At 54.7% G+C, this 25,948-nt stretch carries 25 protein-coding genes; 21 read left to right on the top strand and 4 right to left on the bottom strand.

Features of this window, described 5'->3' with window-relative positions; translation table 11 throughout:
- Window positions 1-110 precede the first annotated feature (110 nt).
- On the top strand, window positions 111-1,757 hold the full coding sequence (gene flgK / locus RCF31_RS05420) for a flagellar hook-associated protein FlgK (RefSeq protein ID WP_416412747.1): 1,647 nt from the start codon (window positions 111-113) through the stop codon (window positions 1,755-1,757).
- Window positions 1,758-1,778: 21 nt separating this feature from the next.
- On the top strand, window positions 1,779-2,741 hold the full coding sequence (flgL, locus tag RCF31_RS05415; RefSeq protein WP_416412745.1) for a flagellar hook-associated protein FlgL: 963 nt from the start codon (window positions 1,779-1,781) through the stop codon (window positions 2,739-2,741).
- A 153-nt stretch (window positions 2,742-2,894) separates the two neighbouring features.
- Here flgL and rne read toward each other — a convergent pair whose 3' ends face one another.
- Entirely contained in the window at window positions 2,895-6,131 is a 3,237-nt protein-coding gene (gene rne, locus RCF31_RS05410) for a ribonuclease E (protein WP_416412743.1), read from the bottom strand.
- 573 nt (window positions 6,132-6,704) lie between these two features.
- Here rne and rluC point away from each other — a divergent pair.
- Complete coding sequence (gene rluC, locus RCF31_RS05405; protein WP_084873881.1) at window positions 6,705-7,661, top strand: 23S rRNA pseudouridine(955/2504/2580) synthase RluC; 957 nt, start codon at window positions 6,705-6,707, stop codon at window positions 7,659-7,661.
- A gap of 15 nt (window positions 7,662-7,676) precedes the next feature.
- Here rluC and RCF31_RS05400 read toward each other — a convergent pair whose 3' ends face one another.
- Entirely contained in the window at window positions 7,677-8,258 is a 582-nt protein-coding gene (locus RCF31_RS05400; RefSeq protein ID WP_416413217.1) for a Maf family protein, read from the bottom strand.
- Window positions 8,259-8,401: 143 nt separating this feature from the next.
- Between RCF31_RS05400 and yceD the strand changes: the two genes are divergently transcribed.
- From yceD to ptsG, 14 genes are all read left to right on the top strand, one after another.
- Window positions 8,402-8,923 carry a 23S rRNA accumulation protein YceD gene (gene yceD, locus RCF31_RS05395; RefSeq protein WP_084873883.1) on the top strand — a complete coding sequence of 174 codons (522 nt, stop codon included), beginning with the start codon at window positions 8,402-8,404 and terminating at the stop codon, window positions 8,921-8,923.
- Between the two features lie 14 nt (window positions 8,924-8,937).
- Window positions 8,938-9,108, top strand: a complete 171-nt coding sequence (rpmF, locus tag RCF31_RS05390; protein ID WP_013508656.1) for a 50S ribosomal protein L32 — start codon at window positions 8,938-8,940, stop codon at window positions 9,106-9,108.
- 26 nt (window positions 9,109-9,134) lie between these two features.
- On the top strand, window positions 9,135-10,175 hold the full coding sequence (plsX, locus tag RCF31_RS05385; protein ID WP_416412741.1) for a phosphate acyltransferase PlsX: 1,041 nt from the start codon (window positions 9,135-9,137) through the stop codon (window positions 10,173-10,175).
- Window positions 10,176-11,129: a beta-ketoacyl-ACP synthase III gene (locus RCF31_RS05380; protein WP_416412740.1), complete on the top strand. Its 954-nt coding sequence runs from the start codon at window positions 10,176-10,178 to the stop codon at window positions 11,127-11,129.
- Window positions 11,130-11,144: 15 nt separating this feature from the next.
- Window positions 11,145-12,077 (top strand): ACP S-malonyltransferase, encoded by a 933-nt coding sequence (gene fabD / locus RCF31_RS05375; RefSeq protein ID WP_313690042.1) that lies wholly within the window; start codon window positions 11,145-11,147, stop codon window positions 12,075-12,077.
- Between the two features lie 10 nt (window positions 12,078-12,087).
- Window positions 12,088-12,822, top strand: a complete 735-nt coding sequence (fabG, locus tag RCF31_RS05370; protein ID WP_084873887.1) for a 3-oxoacyl-ACP reductase FabG — start codon at window positions 12,088-12,090, stop codon at window positions 12,820-12,822.
- A 154-nt stretch (window positions 12,823-12,976) separates the two neighbouring features.
- Window positions 12,977-13,219 carry an acyl carrier protein gene (gene acpP / locus RCF31_RS05365; protein WP_416412739.1) on the top strand — a complete coding sequence of 81 codons (243 nt, stop codon included), beginning with the start codon at window positions 12,977-12,979 and terminating at the stop codon, window positions 13,217-13,219.
- Between the two features lie 86 nt (window positions 13,220-13,305).
- Complete coding sequence (gene fabF, locus RCF31_RS05360; RefSeq protein ID WP_416412737.1) at window positions 13,306-14,547, top strand: beta-ketoacyl-ACP synthase II; 1,242 nt, start codon at window positions 13,306-13,308, stop codon at window positions 14,545-14,547.
- A 124-nt stretch (window positions 14,548-14,671) separates the two neighbouring features.
- The gene (pabC, locus tag RCF31_RS05355) at window positions 14,672-15,484 is read left to right on the top strand and encodes an aminodeoxychorismate lyase (protein ID WP_416413216.1); all 813 of its coding nucleotides are present in this window, start codon (window positions 14,672-14,674) and stop codon (window positions 15,482-15,484) included.
- Window positions 15,481-16,500 carry an endolytic transglycosylase MltG gene (gene mltG / locus RCF31_RS05350; protein ID WP_416412735.1) on the top strand — a complete coding sequence of 340 codons (1,020 nt, stop codon included), beginning with the start codon at window positions 15,481-15,483 and terminating at the stop codon, window positions 16,498-16,500. The genes pabC and mltG overlap by 4 nt, the downstream gene beginning before the upstream one ends.
- A complete protein-coding gene (gene tmk, locus RCF31_RS05345) occupies window positions 16,490-17,125 on the top strand; it encodes a dTMP kinase (RefSeq protein ID WP_313687472.1) in 636 nt (211 codons plus the stop codon). The genes mltG and tmk overlap by 11 nt, the downstream gene beginning before the upstream one ends.
- Window positions 17,122-18,111 (top strand): DNA polymerase III subunit delta', encoded by a 990-nt coding sequence (gene holB, locus RCF31_RS05340; protein WP_416412733.1) that lies wholly within the window; start codon window positions 17,122-17,124, stop codon window positions 18,109-18,111. The genes tmk and holB overlap by 4 nt, the downstream gene beginning before the upstream one ends.
- An 18-nt stretch (window positions 18,112-18,129) precedes the next feature.
- Complete coding sequence (locus tag RCF31_RS05335) at window positions 18,130-18,921, top strand: metal-dependent hydrolase (RefSeq protein ID WP_416412731.1); 792 nt, start codon at window positions 18,130-18,132, stop codon at window positions 18,919-18,921.
- A gap of 288 nt (window positions 18,922-19,209) precedes the next feature.
- Window positions 19,210-20,643, top strand: coding sequence for a PTS glucose transporter subunit IIBC (gene ptsG / locus RCF31_RS05330; protein ID WP_313687477.1), 1,434 nt, complete (start codon window positions 19,210-19,212; stop codon window positions 20,641-20,643).
- 32 nt (window positions 20,644-20,675) lie between these two features.
- Here ptsG and RCF31_RS05325 read toward each other — a convergent pair whose 3' ends face one another.
- Together RCF31_RS05325 and RCF31_RS05320 are read right to left on the bottom strand one after the other, a co-directional pair.
- The gene (locus RCF31_RS05325; RefSeq protein ID WP_299452071.1) at window positions 20,676-21,815 is read right to left on the bottom strand and encodes a glycoside hydrolase family 88/105 protein; all 1,140 of its coding nucleotides are present in this window, start codon (window positions 21,813-21,815) and stop codon (window positions 20,676-20,678) included.
- Window positions 21,816-21,824: 9 nt separating this feature from the next.
- Window positions 21,825-23,417: an MFS transporter gene (locus RCF31_RS05320; protein WP_416412729.1), complete on the bottom strand. Its 1,593-nt coding sequence runs from the start codon at window positions 23,415-23,417 to the stop codon at window positions 21,825-21,827.
- A 359-nt stretch (window positions 23,418-23,776) separates the two neighbouring features.
- On the opposite strand from RCF31_RS05320, the gene hinT reads away from it, so the two are divergent.
- From hinT to thiK, 4 genes are read left to right on the top strand one after another with little or no spacing between them, the layout of a single operon-like run.
- Window positions 23,777-24,127 (top strand): purine nucleoside phosphoramidase, encoded by a 351-nt coding sequence (hinT, locus tag RCF31_RS05315; RefSeq protein WP_084873897.1) that lies wholly within the window; start codon window positions 23,777-23,779, stop codon window positions 24,125-24,127.
- Between the two features lie 19 nt (window positions 24,128-24,146).
- Window positions 24,147-24,512, top strand: a complete 366-nt coding sequence (locus RCF31_RS05310; protein WP_084873898.1) for a YcfL family protein — start codon at window positions 24,147-24,149, stop codon at window positions 24,510-24,512.
- Window positions 24,513-24,522: 10 nt separating this feature from the next.
- Complete coding sequence (gene lpoB, locus RCF31_RS05305; protein ID WP_299452079.1) at window positions 24,523-25,119, top strand: penicillin-binding protein activator LpoB; 597 nt, start codon at window positions 24,523-24,525, stop codon at window positions 25,117-25,119.
- Window positions 25,103-25,921 carry a thiamine kinase gene (gene thiK, locus RCF31_RS05300; RefSeq protein WP_416412726.1) on the top strand — a complete coding sequence of 273 codons (819 nt, stop codon included), beginning with the start codon at window positions 25,103-25,105 and terminating at the stop codon, window positions 25,919-25,921. The genes lpoB and thiK overlap by 17 nt, the downstream gene beginning before the upstream one ends.
- Window positions 25,922-25,948 lie beyond the last annotated feature (27 nt).

Below are 25,948 nucleotides of genomic sequence, written 5' to 3'. Positions count from 1 at the left end.
CAAGTTTCACTTAAGCACGCCGATAACCTTCATAGACCCTGGGCGTCCTGACGCCCTGGTAACCGCACTGATGACAGCCAGCCCGGTGAACGGGAAATTAAGGAACCGAGATGTCCAGTATAATCAACTCAGCGATGAGCGGGCTGAGCGCCGCACAGGCCGCATTAAGTACCACCAGTAACAACATCAGTAACTACACCGTGGCAGGTTACACCCGTCAGACCACCATTCTGGCGCAGGCGAACAGCACCCTGAGCGGGAGCAGCTATTATGGCAACGGGGTCAATGTCACTGGTGTGCAGCGTGAATATGATGAATTCGTCACCTCGCAGCTGCGCAGTGCCAGTGCCACCTATCAGGCGGCCAACACGCAATATTCGCAGGTTTCGAATATCGACGATTTGCTGTCAACCTCGTCAACCAGCCTGTCCGATTCGCTGCAAAGTTTCTTTACTAACGTACAGAACGTGGTCAGCAACGCCAATGATCCTTCTGCACGTCAGTCGCTGCTGAGTTATGCCCAGGGGCTGGTAAACCAGTTCCAGTCCACCTCGCAATACCTGACCAACATGCAGAGCAGCGTCAACACCGATATCACTTCCAGCGTTGACCAAATCAACACCTACACCAGCCAGATTGCCGATCTGAATACCCAGATTGCCAAGCTGACCACGGGTGGCGGTACGGCACCGAATGATCTGCTCGATCAACGCGATCAGCTGGTAAATAGCCTGAATAATATCGTTGGCGTTAGCGTTTCCCAGCAGGATGGTAGCTACATCGTCTCCATGGGTAGCACCACCCTGGTGAATGGCAAAAACACCACCACCCTGGTCGCGATGCCGTCTACCAGCGACCCATCACGTATCACCGTCGGTTATGTTGATAAGCTGGCGGGCAACGTAGAAATTCCTGAGAAAACCCTGACAACCGGTTCGCTTGGTGGCCTGCTGGCGTTTCGTACCCAGGATCTGGACACCGCGCAGAATCAGCTCGGTCAGTTAGCGGCAGCGTTTACCACCAGTTTCAACGCCGTACAGACAGCCGGTTACGATAGCAATGGGGATCAGGGGACTGACTTTTTCACCATCGGCAGCCCTGAAGTGTTGAGCAACACCAAAAACACCTCCAGCGCCACCGTGACAGCCGCCTGGACCGATACCAGCGCGGTGAAGGCCTCGAACTATACCGTAAGCTATGACGGCAGCAACTGGTCGGTAATACGTAATTCGGACAACGTCAGCGTCACCCCGACTCAGGGTACGGATGCCGATGGCAACACCACGCTGAGTTTTGATGGTCTCCAATTGACGGTAAGTGGTACGCCAGCCGCCAAAGACAGTTTCCTGGTCAAGCCGGTGCAGAACGTGATTGGCGGTATGTCTGTTGCCATCACCGATGAATCACAGATTGCCGCTGCGGGTACCGCAGACGGTGGTGAAAGTGATAACACCAACGCCCAGAAAATGATGGATTTGCAGGATGCCAATCTGGTGAATGGCAACGCCACCCTGACGCAGGCTTACGCCAGCCTGGTGAGTACTGTGGGTAACAAAACCAGCAACCTGGAAACTAAAAGCACCACCCAGGAAAACGTGGTAAACCAGCTGACCGATCGTCAGCAGTCAATCTCAGGCGTCAACCTCGACGAGGAATACGCCAACCTGACCAAATATCAGCAATATTACACTGCCAACGCGCAGGTGTTGCAAACTGCCAGCACCATCTTTGATGCGCTGATCAGCAGTATCAGCTAAGCAGAGAGAGGATAAATAACCATGCGTCTTAGCACGAATATGATTTTCAACCAGCAGGTGCGCAGCATTACAGATTCGCAATCCTCCTGGCTTAAAGTGGGTGAGCAGCTTTCCAGTGGCCGCCGCGTCAGCAATCCGTCTGATGATCCGATCGCCGCCTCACGCGCGGTGGTGCTGTCGCAGTCACAGGCGAAAAGCACCCAATACGCGACAGCACGTAGCTTTGCGAACCAAAGTCTGGCTATGGAAGAAAACACGCTGTCCAGCGTGACCAGCAGTATTCAGGATGCGCAGACCCTGATTGTTCAGGGTTCAACCGGTACGCTGAGTGATGATGACCGTGCCTCGATCGCGACCGAACTGGAGGGGATCCGCGCGCAGTTACTGGGACAGGCCAACGCGAAGGACGGTAACGGCAACTATATCTTTGCTGGTTATAAAACCGATACCGCGCCTTTTTCTGATACCGGCACCGGCGTCACCTATGTCGGCGGTACCCAGGCGATCACCCAAAAGGTGGACGACAGCCGTACCATGGCGGTAGGCAACACCGGTTCCTCGGTGTTTATGTCGATTACCAGCAACGCGAAAGCAGAGCCGGATGGCAGCGCCAGCGAAACTAACCTGTTCAACATGCTCGACAGCGCCATTGCGGCCCTGAAAGTGCCGCAGGATAACGCTGACGATGCCACCAAACAGACCTTCCAGGACGCCATGGACAAGACCAACCGTGGCCTGAGCAACTCGCTCAACAACGTGCTTTCGGTGCGTTCCGCCATCGGGACCCAGATGGATGAACTGGACAAGCTGGATTCACAGGGTGATGACCGCGATACCATTATGGCTTCGCAGATGAGCGACCTGGTGGATGTGGATTACACCTCAGCTATCTCCAGCTACACCATGCAACAAACAGCATTGCAGGCGTCCTACACCGTGTTTACCCAGATGTCGAAGATGTCACTGTTCCAGATGAACGCGTAACTGACCTGAAAATTTGAGCGTACTTAAACCGGGTGCGCTTGCTTTTTCCCACTGTCCTCCGGGGCCGTGGGATTTTTTTTGCCGGTAATTCTTGCTGAATAAAAGGCAATAAAAAACCCCGGACTGGCCGGGGTTGGTTTCAGAGCTGTTCGCTTAGACGCTTTCTGGCTTGGTTGCCGGAGCGGTAGACTGATGCGTGGCGCTATGGCCGCCAGCCGAGCCACGACCTGCAAACTCAAACGGCGGACGCACCCAGTCGCTGTGGCGAACCGGTTCAGGTTGCCATGCCGGTGCTGGTGCTTTGGTCATCGGCGCTGAAGCAAAGTGCTTCCAGCGGGTTTCAGCGTTATTCAGCGCGGCATCACGTGCGACAACTGGAGCCTGAGGTTCCACAACAGGTTGCTGCGGCACTTCTGCAACGACCGGTGCAGCCAGCACTTCTTCCACCTGGGCGACAACTTCTGGCGTCACTTCAGCAGGGGTCACAGCTGCGTTGGTTACGGCTTCGTCAACTTCGGCGGCAACGTCAACCACAGGTTCAGCCTGCGCTGCTGTTTTCTGTGCTACCGCTTCATCTGCCGCTGCAATCACCGCAGGTTCTTCATTAACCGGCGTGTCAATCGGGCTGGTGTCATCGGTATTCACCACTGGCACTTCAGTGTGCGCCTGCGGTTCAGCCTGATGGACGACAGCTTCAGCAACCGGCTCGGCAACCACTTCTGGTGCCACTTCAGCAGTGACTGGCAGGGCTACGACTGCGGCAGTTTCTTCACGGCTATAGTCTGGCGTCTCGCTCACAACATCCTGAGTGACTTGTTCTTCAATGGCCTGAGCCACCGGGTAACGTACCCAGACTTTACCAGAAGCCATTTCCGGCGATGCAGAGGCGCTAGCCAGCGGCATGGCGGATTGGGTCGGATAACGCTCATCACGATAACGACGACGGCGCTGACCACTGACGCGCAGGTGACGCGGCGAACGACGTGAACGGCGCGGCATATTGGCGTTATCACGGTTTTCGCTGTCATCCTGGTCATCATTAACCGCTTCAGGTTCTTCGTTGAGCGGTGCACGCGGCGTGGTTTCAACCGGTGTTTCGCTAACCAGAGGCGCAACGGTTTCTGCTACGGCGTTCTCGTCACCAAAGCGCACTTTCTGCGTCAGCTGACGTGGTTTACGACGCGGCATCACCTGAACGCGTTCTTCTTCCTGGGCAACAGATTCATCAACGACATCAGCCTGAACGATCGGCTCAGCGGCTTTCTGCTCCTGCTGCTGGGCACGTTTCTCTTCCTGACGACGACGCTGGCGTTCTGCACGCTGTTCACGGCGCTGTTGCTGCTGTTCTTCACGCTGCTGGCGAGCTTCTTCGCTCTGTACCGGGCTACGTTCTTCACGCGGCTCGTTCTGACGTTTGTTGCGACGATTTTCCGTGGTCTCACGCGCTTCGCGTGGCTCACGCTGTTCACGTGCTTCACGTACCGGTGCATTCTCACCGTTGCGCGGTGTGCGCTCACGGCGGTTATTACGACGGTTGTTGCGACGTTCGCCGCGCGGCTGAGTGTTTTCACCTTCAGCAGCTTTACTTTCCGATTGCTCGCTGGCCACCGGCGCTGCAGCAGGTGCGTCACCGACAAACAGTTTCTTCAGTCCACCCAGCAGACGCGCCATAAAGCCGGTTGAGGCTGCCGGTGCGACGACGGTGGCTGTCGCTTTGGCTTTCGGTTCGGCTTTCACTACCGGCGTGATTTCTTCATTCGCTTCAACCGGTGCAGGTGGTGCATCCGGCATCACAAAAGCAGCGAGAGCAGGTTGCTCAGGGCGACGACGCTCGGCCTGTTCTTCTTCCGAAGGCAGCGCCATTTCTGCTTCATGCAACTTCGGCAGGTGATAGCTCAGCGTCTGAGTTTCTTCGCCTTTACGTACACGCAGCACGGAGTAGTGCGGGGTTTCCATCTGATCGTTTGGCACGATGATGGCGCGGACACCACCCTGGCGCTTCTCAATCGCGCTTACCGCATCACGTTTCTCGTTCAGCAGGTAAGAGGCAACCGGCACCGGTACAATGGCATGAACTTCTTTGGTGTTGTCTTTCAGCGCTTCTTCTTCAATCAGGCGCAGGATCGACAGCGACAGCGATTCGTTATCACGAATAGTGCCAGTACCGCTACAACGCGGGCACACGTGATGACTGGATTCACCCAGTGACGGGCTGAGGCGCTGACGTGACATCTCCAGCAGGCCAAAGCGAGAAATATGGCTGATCTGGATACGTGCGCGATCCTGGCGGACGGCTTCACGCAGACGGTTTTCTACCGCGCGCTGATGGCGTACTGGCGTCATATCGATAAAGTCGATCACGATCAGGCCACCAAGGTCACGCAGACGCAGCTGACGAGCGATTTCGTCGGCGGCTTCCAGATTGGTATTGAAAGCCGTCTCTTCGATATCGCCGCCACGGGTGGCGCGTGCGGAGTTGATATCAATCGCAGTCAGTGCTTCGGTGCTGTCGATAACAATAGAACCGCCGGATGGCAGACGCACTTCACGCTGGAAGGCGGATTCAATTTGCGATTCGATTTGGTAGTGGCTGAACAGCGGAATTTCACCGGTGTACAGTTTGATTTTGCTACTGAAATCCGGGCGACCCAGGGCAGCGATATGCTGACGTGCCAGCTCCAGCACTTTCGGGTTATCGATAAGAATCTCACCGATATCCTGACGCAGATAGTCGCGGAAGGCGCGAACGATCACGTTGCTTTCCTGATGGATCAGGAAGGGGGCCGGACGGTTTTCCGCTGCTTTCTTGATCGCTTCCCAGTGTTTCAGACGGAAGCTTAAGTCCCACTGCAGCGATTCGGCAGATTTGCCCACGCCCGCAGTACGCACAATCAGACCCATGCCTTCCGGCAGTTCCAGGGCTGATAACGCTTCTTTTAGTTCAGTGCGATCGTCACCTTCAATACGGCGCGAAATACCACCCGCACGCGGGTTATTCGGCATCAGCACCAGGTAGCTACCGGCCAGCGAAATAAAGGTTGTCAGTGCTGCCCCTTTATTACCGCGTTCCTCTTTATCAATCTGAACGATAACTTCCTGGCCTTCACGCAGCACATCTTTGATGTTGGGACGTCCGTGCGCATTGTAATTAGCGGGGAAGTATTCGCGGGAGATTTCTTTCAGAGGGAGAAAACCGTGACGCTCAGCACCGTAATCAACAAACGCAGCTTCCAGGCTGGGTTCAATACGGGTGATTTTACCTTTGTAGATGTTGGCTTTTTTCTGTTCGTGTCCGGGGCTTTCGATATCCAGATCGTACAGACGTTGACCGTCAACCAGGGCAACGCGCAACTCCTCCTGCTGAGTTGCGTTAATTAACATTCTTTTCATCTTGACTTACTCGTTATTCTCTCATGAGTGACAAAGCTGCGGGCATCGTTACCCTGGACGAGAATCAACCGATGGCCCCGTGTCATTAATGCACTGACGTCAACCTCACGGTTGTCGGCGGCTAAAGGGGCGCAAATCTTGTCGGTGGCCTGTTTTTCATAAGGAAATCCAGCGCCTGAAGGTGGAAGTGCTACTCGAGTATTCAAAAATCCACACATCCCAGTCTGTCGTCCTGGCTGCAACCCGCAGCCCGCTAAGTGCCTGATTTAACATTACGTCTTACGCCATTGCTGCGTGTCCGTTTAATCCGGCAAAATGACTTATTTCGCTCTTTTTCCAGCCTGAATCTTTCCAGGACAGAAACCCCTGCATTATTCCATTGCTAGCCTTCATATAGCAAGGCGACTTTTGCCGAGCTGTGAAGTTTATTCATCCTTAACCTGTTCATTTGCAGGGCTAATCATCGCAACGCTGAAAAAGACAGCATTTCGTCCGTTTCAGCAAGCGACCTGAGAGAGTTAAGCACAGAAAAAGGGGTGGCGCTATCCAGGGACACTATTTAGAATCGCGGCCATGAAAACTGAGAATCCAGGCGTACAATTTGTCGCCATTACGGCTGAAAATGCCGGACAACGCATTGATAACTTTTTGCGCACCCATTTGAAGGGGGTGCCGAAAAGTATGATTTATCGCATTCTGCGTAAAGGCGAAGTGCGGGTAAATAAAAAGCGCATCAAGCCCGAATATAAACTGGAAGAGGGTGATGAACTGCGCATCCCGCCAGTCCGCGTTGCGGAGCGGGAAGAACAGGCATTGTCACCCAAGCTGGAAAAAGTGGCTTCGCTGGCGGATGCCATCCTCTATGAAGATGATTATTTACTGGTGCTGAATAAACCCTCCGGCACAGCGGTGCATGGTGGCAGCGGTCTGAGCTTTGGCGTGATTGAAGGGCTGCGTGCGCTGCGTCCGGAGGCACGCTTCCTTGAGCTGGTGCATCGACTGGATCGTGACACCTCCGGTATTTTGCTGGTGGCGAAAAAACGTTCAGCACTCCGTTCCCTGCACGAACAACTGCGTGAAAAGGGAATGCAAAAAGATTACCTGGCACTGGTGCAGGGTGACTGGCCTTCACACCTGAAAGTGGTCCAGGCACCGTTGTTGAAAAATATCCTGCAAAGCGGCGAGCGCGTGGTGCGCGTCAGTGCGGAGGGCAAACCCTCCGAGACGCGATTTAAAGTTGAGGAACGCTTTGGTTTTGCCACGCTGGTAAAAGCCAGCCCGGTAACCGGCCGCACCCACCAGATTCGCGTTCATACGCTGCATGCGGGCCATCCGATTGCCTTTGACGATCGCTACGGTGAACGTGAATTTGATCGTCAGCTGGCATCAACCGGGCTTTCCCGCCTGTTCCTGCATGCCGCTGCGCTGACTTTTACTCATCCAAACACCGGTGAGACGCTGCGCATGGAAGCGCCGCTTGACGGCGCTTTAAAGCATTGTCTGGCGCAGTTACGCCAGAAAAAAGCCTGACCACCGTGGCAGGTATCAACTCAACGGGTTGATACCTGCCTGGCGTAGCATCTCATTCAGCGCAATCAACGGTAAGCCAATCAACGCATTGGGGTCACGTCCTTCCAGCTTTTCAAACAAACAAATGCCAAGACCTTCGCTTTTGAAGCTTCCTGCACATTGCAAAGGTTGTTCTTTTGCGACGTAAGCGGCGATTTCTGCCTGACTCAGGGCACGAAAATGCACCATAAAGGGTTCACAGCATAAAAATTGTTGTGCGCTCTGTGGCTGAATTAGCGCCAGACCGGTATAGAAGGTGATTGCCTTACCACTGGCGGCAGCCAACTGGCATCGTGCGTTTTCCTCCGTATGTGGCTTACCGGTGATGTTGCCATCCAGCACGCATACCTGATCGGAACCAATGATCCAGCGATCCGGATATTGTTCAGCCAGCGCCCTGGCTTTTGCCAGTGCCAGCCGTTGCACCAACGCTTCCGCCGTCTCACCGGGGAGTGGTGTTTCATCGGTATGCGGTGCCGCGCAGATAAAAGGCAGGCCAAGCTTACTCAATAAAGCCTGACGGAACGGAGAAGTTGAGGCTAAAACCAGCGGTGTCATCATTTTTTTTCAGAATAGATAGCGTAAAGGTGACAGTCATTTTAAACTGTGCGCCGCACTGGATGCGACTAACGGGTGAAAGATGCCGTGAAACGGCCTTTTTCTTTGACTCTATGACGTTACAAAGTTAATATTCGCGCCCTATGCAAAAGGTAAAATTACCCCTGACGCTCGATCCGGTACGCGCCGCGCAAAAACGCCTTGATTATCATGGCGTTTATTCACCTGAACTGGTGGCGCGCGTGGCCGACTCGGTCGTGAGTGTGGACAGTGATGTGGAATGTGCCATGTCGTTTGCGGTTGACAACCAGCGCCTCGCCGTTCTGCAAGGAACAGCGGATGTGCAGGTAACGTTGTTATGTCAGCGCTGCAACCAGCCGTTTCCGCATCAGGTTCACGTAAGCTATTGCTTCAGTCCTGTCTCTACTGAAGAGCAGGCCGAGGCACTGCCGGAAGCCTACGAACCGGTCGATGTCGATGATTTTGGCGAGATTGATCTGTTGGCGGTGATCGAAGATGAAATCATCCTCGCACTGCCGGTGGTTCCGGTGCATGATTCTGAACACTGTGAAGTGTCCGACGCGGACATGGTCTTTGGAAAGCTGCCTGAAGAGGCAGAAAAACCAAACCCATTTGCCGTATTAGCCAGTTTAAAGCGTAAGTAATAGGAGTAAGGTCCATGGCCGTACAACAGAATAAACCCACCCGTTCTAAGCGTGGTATGCGTCGTTCTCATGATGCTCTGACCACCACCACTCTGTCTGTAGATAAAGTTTCTGGTGAAACTCATCTGCGTCACCACATCACTGCGGATGGTTACTACCGCGGTCGCAAGGTAATCGCTAAGTAATTCTTGCGGTTACGCAAGGCGATACTTTGACACGTTTGACCCTGGCGATAGATGCCATGGGCGGGGACTTCGGTCCCTGCGTGACAGTGCCTGCAGTCTTGCAGGCACTGGCCTCTCATTCGCACCTGATTATCCTTCTGGTCGGCAATCCCGACATCATCACGCCATTACTTGCCAAAGCGGATTCCTCTGTACTGGAGCGTTTGCGGGTTATTCCTGCCGAATCGGTTATTGCAAGTGATGCCAGACCTTCTCAGGCGATTCGTAACAGTCGCGGCAGCTCAATGCGTATCGCGCTGGAGCTGGTGAAAGAGGGTCAGGCTCAAGCCTGTGTCAGTGCGGGAAATACCGGCGCACTGATGGGGCTAGCCAAGTTATTATTAAAGCCGCTGGAAGGTATTGAACGTCCGGCGTTGATGACCGTTCTGCCGCACCAGCAGCAGGGTAAAACGGTCGTACTGGATCTGGGCGCGAATGTTGAGTCCAACAGTGAAATGCTGGTGCAGTTTGCTGTGATGGGTGCAGTGGTGGCCGAAGAAGTGCTGACCATTGCACAACCGCGCGTGGCATTGCTTAATATCGGACAGGAAGAGACCAAAGGTCTGGAAACTATCCGTATGGCAGCTGCGGTGCTGCGGGAATCGCCGCAAATCAACTATATTGGTTATCTTGAGGGGAACGATCTCCTCACTGGCAAAACGGATGTGCTGGTTTGCGATGGCTTTGCTGGCAATGTCACGCTGAAAACCATGGAAGGCGTGGTAAGAATGTTTCTTTCTCTGCTCAAGTCGTCAGGTGAAGGAAAAAAACGGGCCTGGTGGCTGAAATGGCTGGGGCGCTGGATTCTAAAGCGTCTGACAAAGCGTTTCGGTCATCTCAACCCCGACCAGTACAATGGCGCTTGTCTGTTAGGATTGCGCGGGACGGTAATCAAAAGCCATGGTGCGGCGAATCAACGCGCCTTTACCGTGGCGATAGAACAGGCAGAGCAGGCGGTGCGGCGGCAAGTCCCTGAACGGATTGCGGCGCGTCTGGATACTGTATTAGCCAGGAGTGACAAAGCGTAGATGTTTACCAAAATTCTCGGTACGGGCAGCTATTTGCCTAGCCAGGTGCGCAGCAACGCGGATCTGGAAAAAATGGTGGAGACTTCGGACGAGTGGATTGTCACCCGTACCGGTATCCGTGAGCGCCGCATTGCTGCGCCGGATGAAACAGTAGCGAGCATGGGTTACTCGGCAGCACAGCGCGCCCTGGAAATGGCGGGTGTGGCAGCCAGTGATGTGGGCTTAATTATTGTCGCGACGACATCTTCCAGCCACGCATTCCCCAGTTCAGCCTGCATGATCCAGCAAATGCTGGAAATCGACGATTGCGCCGCTTTTGACCTTGCGGCAGCATGCGCGGGCTTTACCTATGCGCTGAGCGTTGCCGATCAATACATCAAAAATGGCGCGGTGAAACATGCGCTGGTGATCGGGGCTGACGTGCTGGCACGGACCCTGGACCCGACGGATCGTGGCACCATCATTTTATTTGGTGATGGCGCGGGTGCTGTGGTACTGGGTCAGAGCAGCGAACCGGGCATCATTTCAACTCATCTGCACGCGGATGGTCGCTACGGCAAATTGCTGACCCTGCCTTATCAGGATCGTGAACAGCAGGATCAGCCAGCCTACCTCACTATGGCAGGCAATGAAGTCTTCAAAGTGGCGGTGACTGAGCTGGCACATATTGTGGATGAAACATTGCAGGCGAATAATCTCGATCGCGAAATGCTCGACTGGCTGGTACCTCATCAGGCTAACCTGCGCATTATTAGCGCCACAGCAAAAAAACTGGGTATGGGAATGGATAAAGTGGTGGTGACGCTGGATCGTCACGGTAACACCTCTGCTGCCTCCGTACCGAGCGCGCTGGATGAAGCTGTACGTGATGGCCGTATCAAGCCCGGACAACTGATTCTGCTGGAAGCCTTTGGTGGTGGTTTCACCTGGGGTTCCGCGCTGGTTCGCTTTTGATTACAGGAACGAAAGATGACGCAATTTGCTTTTGTGTTCCCGGGACAGGGATCACAGACCGTAGGTATGCTGGCTGAGCTGGCCGCTGAATACCCGCAGGTAGAGGCCACTTTCCGTGAAGCTTCTGATGCGCTGGGTTATGACTTATGGCAACTGGTCCAGCAGGGACCGGCAGAAGAACTGAACAAAACCTGGCAGACGCAGCCTGCATTGCTGGCCGCATCCGTCGCAATTTATCGTGTCTGGCAGAGCAAAAATGCCGCACAGCCAGTGTTGATGGCTGGCCACAGCTTGGGTGAATACTCGGCGCTGGTTTGCGCAGGGGTACTGAATTTCGCCGATGCCATCAAGCTGGTGGAACTGCGCGGTAAACTGATGCAGGAGGCCGTTCCGGAAGGTACCGGTGCGATGCAGGCCATTATCGGTCTGGATGATGCGGCGATTCGTAAAGCCTGTGAAGAGAGTGCGCAGGGACAGGTGGTTTCTCCTGTCAACTTTAACTCCCCGGGTCAGGTTGTTATTGCGGGCAACAAAGAAGCGGTTGAGCGTGCGGGGGCGGCCTGTAAAGCAGCAGGTGCCAAACGTGCACTGCCGTTACCGGTCAGTGTGCCATCACATTGCGCGCTGATGAAGCCAGCTGCAGATAAACTGGCCGTTGCACTTGAAGCCATCAGCTTTAATGTGCCTTCGGTGCCGGTAGTCAACAACGTTGATGTGAAGTGCGAAACCACGCCAGACGCCATTCGTAGCGCGCTGGTGCGTCAGCTGTATAGCCCGGTTCGCTGGACCGAGGCGGTTGAATTTATTGCCACACAGGGTGTGACTCAGCTGCTGGAGATGGGTCCAGGTAAAGTGCTGACGGGTCTCACCAAACGTATTGTGGATAGCCTGACCGCTGCAGCCGTGAACGATCCTGCTTCACTGAATGCAGCGCTTACCCAGGAATAAGAGGAAAATCATGAGCTTTGAAGGTAAAGTTGCGCTGGTTACCGGCGCGAGCCGCGGCATCGGTCGCGCCATTGCGGAAACGCTGGCAGCGCGTGGTGCTAAAGTGGTGGGTACTGCCACCAGCGAAAGCGGCGCGGAGGCAATCAGTGCTTACCTCGGCAATAGCGGCAAAGGTTTGCTGCTGAACGTGACCGATTCTGCTTCGATTGAGAGCGTACTCGAGAAAGTTCGCGCAGAATTTGGCGAAGTGGACATTTTAGTCAATAATGCAGGCATTACGCGTGATAATTTGCTGATGCGCATGAAAGACGATGAATGGGCGGATATCCTGGATACCAACCTGACATCGGTTTTCCGTCTTTCCAAGGCGGTTATGCGTGCCATGATGAAAAAACGTGTGGGCCGAATCATCACCATTGGTTCTGTAGTTGGAACCATGGGTAACGCGGGTCAGGCAAACTATGCAGCAGCAAAAGCAGGTTTGATTGGCTTTAGCAAATCACTGGCGCGAGAAGTCGCGTCACGTGGTATTACCGTGAACGTCGTTGCGCCGGGCTTTATTGAAACGGACATGACGCGCGCACTGAACGAAGACCAACGTTCGGGCATATTGGCAGAAGTTCCGGCAGGTCGCTTAGGCAACCCGCAGGAAATCGCCAATGCAGTGGCATTCTTAGCCTCTGACGAAGCAGCCTACATCACAGGTGAAACGCTGCACGTCAACGGCGGCATGTACATGGTCTGATAATCACGAAATCATTTGCATTATTTGCGGCAAAAACCGCAGAATAGCGTAAAATCGTGGTTCGACCGGCCGGGATTTTGTTGCATCTTTTTCAACATTTTATACACTACGAAAACCATCGCATAAAGCGAGTTTTGATAGGAAATTGAATAGCATGAGCACTAAGACTATTGAGGAACGCGTTAAGCAAATCACTATTGAGCAACTGGGGTGCAAAGAGGACCAGGTTACCAACAGTGCTGCTTTCGTTGAAGACCTGGGCGCTGATTCTCTTGACACGGTTGAACTGGTGATGGCTCTGGAAGAAGAGTTCGATACTGAGATTCCAGACGAAGAAGCTGAGAAAATCACTACCGTTCAGGCAGCGATCGACTACATCACTAGCCACCAAGGCTAATGAATATCTTCAGGCGGTCGCTCGACCGCCTGAGTTTTATTGTTTGCCCCACATAGTTTTTTTTTATCCCTCCCTGGAGGACGAACGTGTCTAAGCGTCGTGTAGTTGTGACCGGTCTTGGCATGTTGTCTCCTGTCGGCAATACCGTAGAGTCTACCTGGAGTACTCTCCTTGCCGGTCAGAGCGGCATTACCCTGATCGACCATTTTGATACTAGTGCCTATGCAACACGTTTTGCTGGTCTGGTAAAAGATTTCAATTGCGATGAATTTATCTCGCGCAAAGATCAGCGCAAGATGGATGATTTCATCCAATACGGCATTGTTGCCGGTATACAGGCTATGCATGACTCCGGTCTGGTAGTCACTGATGAAAACGCCAGTCGTGTTGGTGCGGCGATTGGTTCTGGCATCGGTGGACTGGGTTTAATTGAAGAAAACCATAGCTCGCTGGTGAATGGCGGTCCGCGCAAAATCAGCCCGTTCTTTGTGCCTTCCACCATTGTAAATATGGTCGCAGGTCACCTGACGATTATGTTTGGTCTGAAAGGTCCGAGCATTTCTATCGCTACAGCTTGTACTTCAGGTGTTCATAACATCGGCCATGCGGCACGCATCATTGCTTACAACGATGCTGATGTCATGCTTGCGGGTGGCGCAGAAAAAGCCAGTACGCCGCTGGGCGTGGGTGGATTTGGTGCGGCGCGTGCGCTCTCAACCCGTAACGAGAACCCGCAGGCGGCAAGTCGTCCGTGGGATAAAGATCGTGATGGCTTTGTGCTGGGCGATGGTGCAGGTATCGTCGTGCTGGAAGAGTACGAGCACGCGAAAAAACGTGGTGCGAAAATTTATGCTGAAGTGGTTGGCTTTGGCATGAGTAGCGATGCCTACCACATGACATCACCACCGGAAAACGGTGCAGGCGCGGCGCTGGCGATGGCTAACGCATTACGCGATGCGCAGCTGAACCCGGAACAGATCGGTTATGTCAATGCGCACGGTACTTCAACGTCTGCTGGCGATAAAGCCGAAGCGCAGGCGGTGAAGTCGATCTTTGGTGCGGCAGCCAGCTCTGTTATGGTCAGCTCTACCAAATCGATGACCGGCCACTTGCTTGGTGCAGCAGGCGCGGTTGAGTCGATCTACTCGATTCTGGCACTGCGCGACCAGGCGATTCCGCCGACCATCAACCTCGACAACCCGGATGAAGGTTGCGATCTGGATTTCGTGCCTCATACCGCACGCCAGGTCAGCGGCATGGAATATACGCTGTGTAACTCCTTCGGATTCGGTGGAACCAACGGTTCGCTGATCTTCCGCAAGGTGTAAATCGTTTTGCCTGGAATAGAGGCCCGCAATGCGGGCCTTTTTTTATATTTTGTCACGTAGTCGCGTGGAATCTTACGGCCTTCAATGGTATTCAAAGCAAGGTCAATTCATTGAGGTCGTTATGATGTGGATAAATGGAGCAGAACAGACGCAGCTTGCAGCGCGCGATCGTGCTGTACAGTTTGGCGATGGCTGTTTCACCACCGCTGCGGTGATAAACGGTCATATTCAGCTGTTACCTGCTCACCTGCAACGCTTAAAACAGGGTTGTGAACGCCTGCTGATGGCAGAGCCTGACTGGCAGCAACTCGAAGTGGAAATGTGTAGCGCCGCACAAGGGCAGGAGCGGGCGGTACTGAAAGTGATTCTGACGCCCGGTGCTGGCGGGCGTGGCTACAGTCGGAATGGATGCAGTCACCCCACGCGCATTATCTCCCTCTCTCCCTGGCCCCACCATTATCAGGCACTGCAACAACAAGGCGCACGACTGGTGACCAGCCCGGTACCGCTGGCACGCAACCCGCTGCTGGCCGGAATTAAACACCTTAACCGGCTGGAGCAGGTGCTGATTCGCCACCATCTTGACCAGACGGAAGCCGACGAGGCGCTGGTGCTTGACACTGAGGGGACGGTGGTGGAATGCTGTGCGGCCAATTTATTCTGGCGTGAGGGCGATAAGGTATTCACGCCATGTCTCGATCAGGCTGGCGTTGCTGGCATTATGCGGCGTTTTCTGATGGCGCAGATGACGGCTACAGGCCAGGCTTGTCAGCTGATTGATGGTAACAGGGATCGCATCCTTGCCGCAGATGAAGTGGTGATATGCAATGCCCTGATGCCGGTTTTACCCGTGCGTAGTATTGACGACGTTTCGTTCACCGCACGTTCGCTGTACCAGCAACTGCTCGCCAGTTGCCAGAAAATGGAAGCACCATGACCCGAATGAAAAAAATTGTCGCCGCCGCCGTGGCGATTATTGGCCTCGCTGCGGCCTTTAGTTATTGGCAGATTGAACGTTTTGCCGATACACCGTTAACCTTGCACCAGGAAACCATTTTCACTCTGCCAGCAGGCACTGGCCGGGTGGCGCTCGAAGCACAGCTGGAAAGTGAGCATGTGATTGCACCGAGCCTGTGGTTTGGTCCGTTGCTGAAGCTGGAGCCAGAGCTGGCGCGTTTTAAAGCCGGTACTTATCGCCTCGAAAGCAATATGACGGTGCGTCAATTGCTCGAATTGCTGGCAAGTGGCAAGGAAGCGCAGTTCCCGTTGCGTTTTGTCGAAGGTTCCCGCCTGAAAGAGTGGCTGGAGCAACTGCGCGCAGCCCCTTATCTCAAACACACCCTGCAAGATGATCAATTTGCCACGGTGGCGGCAGCGCTGAAACTTGATGCCAGCCAGCTGGAAGGCGGCTTTTATCCCGATACTTATCTCTACACCGCCAACACCAGTGATGTGGCGCTGCTGGAACGCGCCCATGCGCGCATGAACAAGCTGGTGGATGAGATCTGGCAGAACCGCATGGACAATCTGCCTTATAAGAAAGAGCAGGATCTGGTGACGATGGCGTCGATCATCGAGAAAGAAACCGGCGTCAGCGAAGAGCGTGCGCGGGTGGCTTCGGTGTTTATCAACCGCTTGCGGATTGGCATGAAGCTGCAGACCGATCCGACGGTGATTTACGGCATGGGCGATAGCTATACAGGCACGCTAACACGTAAAGATCTCGACACGCCAACCGATTACAATACTTATACCATCAGCGGCATGCCACCGGGTCCGATTGCGATGCCGGGCCGGGCTTCTCTGGAAGCGGCGGCGCACCCGGAAAAAAGCAATTACCTCTATTTTGTGGCGGATGGTAAAGGTGGTCACACCTTTACCACCAATCTGGTCAGCCATAATAAGGCCGTGCAGGCGTATCGGCTGGCAATGAAGGAAAAAAATGAAAAGTAAGTTTATCGTCATCGAAGGTCTGGAAGGAGCGGGCAAAACCACAGCGCGTGATGCGGTGGTCTCCGTGCTACGCGAGCAGGGCATTGATGATCTGGTATTCACGCGTGAACCGGGCGGTACACCGCTGGCGGAACAGCTGCGTGTGCTGGTCAAGCAAGGGATTGATGGCGAAACGCTTACCGATCAAGCGGAATTGCTGATGCTCTACGCTGCGCGTGTCCAGCTGGTGGAGAACGTAATCAAGCCTGCACTGGCGCGGGGTGCCTGGGTGATTGGCGATCGTCATGATCTGTCATCACAGGCCTATCAGGGCGGCGGACGTGGCCTGGATACTCAACTGATGAGTACCTTACGTGACGCCGTGCTGGGTGAATTCCGCCCGGATTGTACCTTGTATCTCGATGTCACCCCGGAAATTGGTTTGCAGCGGGCGCGGGCGCGTGGCGAGCTGGATCGTATCGAGCAGGAATCGCTGCGCTTTTTTGAACGCACCCGTGAGCGTTATCTGGCGCTGGCTGCGGAAGATCCCACCATCATCACTATTGATGCTACGCAGTCGTTGCCACAGGTGACGCAGTCAATCCAGTCCGCCGTACGTCACTGGCTGGCAGGTCAAACGGCATGAACTGGTATCCGTGGCTAAACCAGCCGTATCGGCAAATTATTGCCCGCCATCAGAGCAATCAGGCGCATCATGCGCTGTTAATTCAGGCTATTGATGGCATGGGGGACGATGCGCTGGTTTGGGGTGTCAGTCGCTGGCTGATGTGCCAGCAACCCGAGGGATTAAAAAGCTGTGGTCACTGCCACGGTTGCCATTTGATGCAGGCGCATACGCATCCTGACTGGTATCGTCTTGAGGCCGAGAAGGGAAAATCCTCGCTGGGGATTGATGCGGTGCGTGACGTCACGGAAAAGCTGTACCATTTTGCCCAGCAGGGTGGGGCGAAAGTGGTATGGCTGCCTGACGCGGCACAGCTGACCGAAGCCGCCGCCAATGCGTTGCTGAAAACCCTGGAAGAACCGCCCGCCAATACGTGGTTTTTCCTGAGTACCCGCGAGCCGTCACGTTTGCTCGCCACGCTACGCAGCCGTTGTATGACCTGGCATCTCTCGCCTCCTGAGGAGGTTCATAGCCTGCAATGGTTGCAAAAACAGATTTCCCAGCCCGAAGAAACGCTGCGTGCGGCGTTGCGTTTGAGCAACGGGGCACCCGCAGCAGCGCTGGCGTTGTTACAGCCTGAGCGCTGGCAGGTTCGTCAGGCGTTGTGTGACGCATTGCCCGGCGCATTGTCGCAGGATGTGTTGCAACTGCTGCCATCGTTAAACAGTGATGATGTGGCCGACCGTCTGGCCTGGCTGCTTTCATTGCTGGTGGATGCGATGAAAGTGCAGCAGGGGGCAAATCGCTGGTTAAGCAACGGCGATCGTCCGGATGTGGTGACGATACTGGCACAACAGCTCAACAGCAGTGCCCTGAATGCCAGCGTGCAGTTGTGGATGCAGTGCCGCGAGCAGCTGCAGCAGGTGGCAGCACTCAATCGTGAATTAATGTTGACCGATCGTTTGTTGAGCTGGAGCCGTCTGCTGACACCAGCGACGCTCAGCTAAGCGTAAAAAGAGAGAAGTATGTTTATTGTCGATTCCCATTGCCATCTCGATGGCCTGGATTACGAAAAGCAGCACCGCGATCTGGATGATGTGATTACCAAAGCGGCGTCACGTGATGTGAAGTTTATGCTGGCGATTGCCACCACGCTACCGGATTACTACACGCTGAAAGCGTTGGTTGGCGAGCGTGAAAACATCGCGCTGGCTTGTGGTGTTCATCCATTGAATCAGGAAACGCCTTACGATGTTGAGGAATTCCGACGCCTGGCGGCGGAAGATCGTGTGGTGGCGCTGGGTGAGACCGGGCTGGACTATTTTTACCAGCAGGAAACCAAAGCGCAGCAGCAGGCTTCGTTCCGTGAACATATCCGCACCGGAATAGCACTGAACAAGCCGATCATCGTCCATACCCGTGATGCGCGTGAAGATACGCTGGCGATCCTGCGTGAGGAACAGGTTGAGAAGTGTGGTGGTGTACTGCACTGCTTTACCGAAGATAAAGAAACCGCAGCAAAATTGCTGGATATGGGTTTTTATATCTCCTTCTCCGGCATTCTGACGTTCCGCAATGCGGAGCAAATCCGTGATGCGGCGCGCTATGTTCCGCTGGACAGGATGCTGGTGGAGACCGATTCCCCCTATCTGGCACCTGTGCCGCATCGCGGTAAAGAGAACCAGCCAGCGTTTACCCGTGACGTGGCCGATTATATGGCGGTGCTGAAGGGCGTCGATATTGAGACACTGGCTGCAACCACAACCAGCAATTTCTCCCGTCTGTTTCATATCCCGATGAGCCGTCTTGGCGGTTAACGCACTTTATTTCAAACTCTGTAATTAATCAGAAATTCATCCGATGTGTTGCGCCCTTAAGGGCGCAGCCAGTGCTTTTTTGCGGTAAATATCAGCAAGTCAGTGAGAATTAACTGAAAGCCAGACGGTGTGATGAGCGAAACGTGATAGCCGTCAAAGTAAGAAAATTCTATTTATTTTACTCTTCGTAATAAATCAAAAGACGCTCAGCGTCATCCCGGTAAAGGGTCCTCCCCCCGTTACCACGCGCACTGCGCGAAATGCACTCATACTCAGGAGCTTCAGGCTATGTTCAAAAACGCATTTGCGAACCTGCAAAAAGTAGGTAAGTCGCTGATGTTACCGGTATCGGTTTTGCCGATTGCCGGTATTTTATTAGGTGTGGGTTCAGCTAATTTTAGCTGGTTGCCTGCTGTGGTTTCGCATGTGATGGCTGAAGCAGGTGGTTCGGTATTTGCCAACATGCCACTGATTTTTGCCATCGGTGTGGCGCTCGGCTTTACCAATAACGACGGTGTTTCCGCGCTGGCGGCGGTGGTGGCTTACGGCATCATGGTGAAAACCATGGCGGTGGTTGCTCCGCTGGTGCTGCATCTGCCGGCTGCTGAGATCGATGCCAAACATCTGGCCGATACCGGGGTACTGGGCGGGATTATCGCCGGTTCCATCGCGGCGTATATGTTTAACCGCTTCTACCGTATCAAGTTGCCGGAATACCTTGGCTTCTTTGCCGGTAAGCGTTTTGTTCCGATTATTTCGGGCCTGGCCGCTATCGTGCTGGGTGTGCTGCTGTCCTTCATTTGGCCACCGGTCGGTTCCGCCATTCAGGACTTCTCACAATGGGCAGCCTATCAGAACCCGGTTGTCGCCTTCGGTATCTACGGCGTGGTTGAGCGTTCATTGGTGCCGTTTGGTCTGCACCATATCTGGAACGTACCTTTCCAGATGCAGATTGGTGAATTCACTAACGCGGCTGGCCAGGTGTTCCACGGTGACATTCCGCGTTATATGGCGGGTGACCCGACCGCAGGTAAACTGTCAGGTGGCTTCCTGTTCAAAATGTACGGTCTGCCTGCTGCTGCCATCGCTATCTGGCACTCTGCGAAACCGGAAAACCGTGCCAAAGTCGGCGGTATCATGATCTCCGCCGCGCTGACCTCGTTCCTGACCGGTATCACCGAGCCGATCGAGTTCTCCTTCATGTTTGTTGCGCCGATCCTGTACGTGATTCACGCGATTCTGGCTGGCCTGGCATTCCCGATCTGTATCCTGCTCGGCATGCGTGATGGCACCAGCTTCTCACACGGTCTGATCGACTTTATCGTGCTGAGCGGCAACAGCAGCAAAATCTGGCTGTTCCCGATTGTGGGTATCATTTACGGCCTGATTTACTACACCGTGTTCCGGGTACTGATTGTCAAACTGAACCTGAAAACGCCGGGCCGTGAAGATAATGCTGTTGAGCAGAGCAGCGCGACCGGCAGTGAAATGGCGGGCAAACTGGTCACCGCATTCGGTGGTAAAGAGAACATCACCAACCTCGATGCCTGTATCACTCGTCTGCGCGTTAGCGTGTCGGATGTGGCTAAAGTGGACCAGAGCGAGCTGAAAAGTCTCGGTGCACGTGGCGTGGTGATAGCCGGTTCGGGTGTTCAGGCAATTTTCGGCACCAAGTCGGATAACCTGAAAACCGAGATGGACGATTATATTCGTAATATGTAAGTCACAGCGGCCCCTGACGGGGCCGTTTGTTTTTATAAATACACCCGCAAATATTCCGTCAGACACAGCAGCGCCATCGCCTGACCATAAGGCATTGAGGTCAGCGGGACCTGGCGGTAATAATCCAGATCGCTGCCCATCGCGGTACCAAACGATACCTGTTTCAGTTCTCCGTCCTCGTCAATGTTGGCGATCACCCCGCGCAAGGCTTTTTCTGCCAGCGGCAGATAGTCGCGCGACAAATAACGTTTACGTACCGCCTTCAGAATGCCATAGGCAAAACCCGCAGTAGCCGAAGCCTCGGGGTAGCTGTGCGGATCATCCAGCAGGGTATGCCACAGGCCGCTGCTATGCTGACAACCGGCCAGCGCCTTCACCTGATTCTCCAGCACCTGTTGCAGAAAACGGCGGGTGGCATGCTGTTCCGGCCAGTTCATCATTTCAAGGAAGTCGGGAATGACGATGGTGACCCAGCTGTTGCCGCGCGCCCAGCGCGCATTGGCAAAGTTATGGCGACCATCGAAGTTCCAGCCGTGGAACCACAAGCCACTGTGGCGATCCATCAGGTATTGGGTATGAAGCAGAAACTGATAGCTGGCCTCCTCAACAAACTCCGGGCGCTCCAGCAGCTGACCGATCTTCGCCAGCGCCATCACGCTCATCATCAGCGTATCGTCCCACAGCTGCTGCGTATTCTCGTTGTTATAGACGATATGTTGCAGCCCACCGCTTTCGGTACGCGGCATGTCATACATGACCCATTCTGCCCAGCGTTCCAGCACCGGTCGCCACGCCGGGTTGCGCGTTTCTTCATAGCGGTAAGCCAGCGTCAGAAAGGGGCAGACGGTATTGACGTTTTTGGTTGGCGTCCCCTCGGCCAGCCGGGTACTGAACCATTCGTCAATGATCTGTAACGTGGCCTGATCCCCGGTCTGCTGGTAATAATGCAGCATGCCATACAACCCGATGCCATGTGTCCACTCCCAGCCAGCCCAGCCTTTGGTGTCAATAACGCGGCCATCATCGAGGCGCAGCAAAAACTCGCCGCTCTGGTCAGTAATATTCACCAGATTCTGCGTAAGTTGATGGATCAACTGCACCAGTTCCTTACGCGGCAGCAGATACTCCGGCTGGCGTAACAGGTCACTATGCTTTACAGGGAATACCGTCATGATTCATTCCTATCGTTTTGAAGAGGCAGGCAGGGGATGCAATGTGCCCTGCTTACGGGGTAAGGGGGGTGCAGCGGGTTGGTGGCGATTGAGGTAGCCCACGTTGTTGTTGCCCCACAGATACTCGTAAGGCATACCGGCGAGAGTTTCGACAATCTCGCGCGCTTCCGGGGTGATGCGTTCCGGCACCACGCGTCCGGCTTCGCGCATCTTCAGCGTCTCGGCGCGCAGCACCGTGTGGGTATGCAGATTGAGTTTAAAGCGCAACGACACCAGAAATCCGCAGGTGAGCACGCAGACGGTACCAATGCTGAGGATCGCCAGGATGGTATGACCCACTGCCGGGATCTGGAGGGTCTGACCGGAGACAAAACCCGCCAGTTGCAACACGATGCCGACCAGCATCACGGCACCGGCCTGGGACGCTTTACGCGTCAGGGTCATAATGCCAGCAAAAATACCTTCACGTCGCTGGCCGGTGATCACTTCATCCACGTCAGCGATATAGGTGTAGGTATTCCAGGGAACATAGTTGATGCCGCCACGCCCCAGCCCGGCCAGGCCGGAAATCAGCACCAGCAGCGTCATGCTGTTGTTCATCCCGGCGTACCACAGCGCGGCATAGGAGAGGGCGCTAAGGCCGAACAGCACCACCACCAGACGGTAGGCTGGGGCCGGTCCCAGACGGATGCACAGCGGAATCATCCCCATTACCGCAATAAATTGCAGCACCGCCATGGTGCCCATCAGGCTGGAGGCGATTTGCGCGCTTTGCATCAGCACAAACACCACGTACCAGGTAAAAACCGCGTTAAACACGTCCTGTGCGATATAGCCGCCGAGGTACATGCCAAGATGCTGGCGAAAGAGTCGAATGCGCAGCGTTGAGGCAAGTTCGATATACAGCCGCTTCAGGCTTTGCAGCAGAGTAAGTTGCGCTTTTTCCTGTTCGGCACGTAGCGATTCTGCGGAGAAGTCCTGCGGGTGCCGCTCCCAGGTAAAACGCCACACCAGCGTCAGTACCAGCGCGCAAATCACCGAAAACACCAGGCTGGCATAGAAGAATGACAGTGGGTTGTCTTTGCCGAACCCGCCGATCAGAATGCCGGGCAGAAACGCCGCCAGAATAGCAGACAACTGTGCCAGCGCGATGCGCGCACCGGAAAAGCGGGTTTTCTGTTTAAAATCATCGGTCATCTCCGGCACCAGCGTTTCATAAGGCACCAGAATCATGGTGTAGACGATGTCGAACAGCAGATAGGTCAGCAGATACCACCAGAAATGCATATCGGCTATCCACATCAGGCTATAGCTGAAGACGCAGGGGATACCCAGCAGGATAAAGAACTTGCGGCGGCCAAAGCGTTTACCAAGCCATGTCGAACCAAAATTGTCGGTCAGGAAGCCCATTAGCGGACTGACCAGTGCATCCAGCACGCGGGCGGTCGCAAAGATAAAGGTTGCTTCAATGGGCGTCAGCCCACAAAACGTGGTGTAGAAGTAAAGCAGCCAGGCAGCGGTTAACGCCGTGGTGCCAGCACCGAGAAAATCCCCGGAACCATAGGCCAGGTAGTGGCCCAGACCAATCTTACGAGAGCGCATTGCAGGTTCTCCCTGAGACAAATGTGGTGTACATCCCTCATCACTCCGGACAACTGGCTCGGATTGGTTAGAAAGTAGAGCGGGAAGACGTGCCAAACCTTCGTGATTTGGCAAGGTTGTCTGCACAAGTGGCAAAATCGCAAAGAAACAGCCGTGATAAATCTAATTTATAAAACAGCGTTTCATTTTTTGGTGGGGGATTTGTCAGAAATGCGAAGCAGGCCACATCACGGTGAGCAGGAAGCAAAAAGTGGTGTAAACGCAGCCATTTAATGTAAGAAAAGTGGTCCTGAGGTTGAAAGAAGCAGAATTCCTCCCGCATACTGCCTGACTGAACTCCAGGTTTAAGGAAATGCATCATGGCTGAAGAAACCATTTTCAGTAAAATCATCCGTCGCGAAATTCCCGCCGACGTGGTTTATCAGGACGAACTGGTCACCGCCTTCCGCGATATCGCACCCAAAGCGCCCACTCATATTCTGATCATCCCTAACGTTTTAATCCCCACTGCCAACGATGCGCAGGCCGCACACGAGCAGGCGCTGGGGCGCATGATCACCGTTGCGGCCAAAATTGCCCGTGACGAGGGGATCGCCGAAGATGGCTATCGCCTGATCATGAATTGCAACCGCCACGGCGGCCAGGAGGTTTACCACATCCATATGCATCTGCTGGGCGGCAAACCGCTTGGACCGATGCTGGCTGGCTAACCCTCAGGCGGACCTTGCTATGCGTCAATGGCTGAGCGGCCTGTTATTGCTGACCCTTGCGGGCTGCAGCAGTGACAAGCCGATGATCAATACTTCGCAGTCGCTGGTGATGGAAGCGTCGGTGCTGTCCGCAGGCATTATTACCGATGAGCCAACCCTGGCCTCGCGTGATGGGCAGTTGCGAGCGTCGAGCGTGCTCTATAATCAACGCGAAACGCCGGTTACCCTGCATTATCGTTATTACTGGTATGACGACAAGGGGCTGGAAATCACCCCGCGCGAACCGGCGCAAACGCTGACGGTACCCGCGCATGGCAGCATTGAAGCGGCTTCGCAAATCGGTAATCCGACCGCCAGCAAGGTGCGTCTCTATCTTTATCTCTGAGGAGTAATCCGTGATTCGCAGTTTACAACGTTCCAGCGCGCTGTTATTTGCGCTGATGCTGACCGGCTGTGTGATAAAACAGCAAACCCCGGCCCCGGTGGAACCCACCACACCGACCACGCCGACCCAACCTGTTCCGCCGCCGACGCCGCCGCAACAGCCACCGCAAACCGTGCCACAGCCGCCGAAGTTGAAAACCATCAACTGGAACGCCAGTGTGCAGCCGTTGATTGCCAATATGGTGCAATCGGCCGGGGTGAATCCGGGTAGTGTGCTGCTGGTGGATCGGATGAAAAATAACACCAATGGTTCGCTGCAATCTGATAACGCCACCGATGCGATCCAGAATGCCCTGGCGAATAACGGCAAATTCACGCTGGTGACGCCGCAACAGCTGACTCAGGCGAAGCAAGCGCTGGGTTTGTCGGCTGACGATAGCCTGAACTCACGCAGCAAGGCGATGGGCCTGGCGCGCAACGTCAATGCGCAATACGTGTTGTACAGCACCGCGCAGGGCGATGTGAAAACGCCGACGATTCAGATGCTGCTGATGCTGGTGCAGACCGGCGAAATTATCTGGTCAGGTAACGGTGTCGCACAACCCTGATCCACAGCTGCAATATCTGATTCAGCAACAATGGCCGACGGCGCAAGCTGCCGGTCATTTTTTCACGCTGCCGGGGCTGAGCGGACAGAGTGCGCGTATCACCAGCGAGCAGGGGACGTTACTGGCGCGACGTGCACCACAGGCAGCGATTCCGTTTGTTGAGCGTCAGCGTGAATACCGTCTGCTGCAAAAGTTACAGGTTTCGCAGCTGGCTCCGCGTCCCTTTGGCTGGCGCGATCCCTGGCTGTTGCTGGAGTGGCTGCCGGGTGAGATGCTGCCGGTATCCGCCTTCAGCCAGCAGCGGACGGCAGTGGTGGCGTTGCTGCAACGTCTGCACCAGCAACCGCTGACCGGGTATCGTCTGACCCTGACGCCGCTGTTACAACGTTACTGGCAGCTGTGCCAGCACAAACACTGGCGCTGGCAGCGTCGTTTGCAGCGCCTGATGGCGGTGGGTGAGCCGCATCCGTTGCGCCTCGCGCCGATTCATATGGATGTCCATGCGGGCAATCTGGTTGTCACCACGGACGGGCTGCGCCTGATTGACTGGGAATATGCGGCGGATGGCGATGTGGCGCTGGAACTGGCGGCCATTTGCGCGGTCGATCCTCATCAGCAGACAGAATGGGTCGCGGCCTATGCCCAGACCATGCAACTGGCACCAGCCCGGTTGCAGCAGCAAATTCGTCGCTGGCAACCCTGGCTGCACCTGTTGATGGCCAGCTGGTATCAACTGCGTGCCGAGCAGACCCAGGATGAAACTTTACAGCAACTGGCTCGCGCCAGCTGGCAAGACCTTTAATATCGCGCGCTTCATTCGCGCTACAGG

Source organism: Pantoea sp. App145 (assembly GCF_047947045.1).
GTDB lineage: Bacteria > Pseudomonadota > Gammaproteobacteria > Enterobacterales > Enterobacteriaceae > Pantoea.
This window is presented reverse-complemented; position numbering and strand designations above follow the sequence as displayed.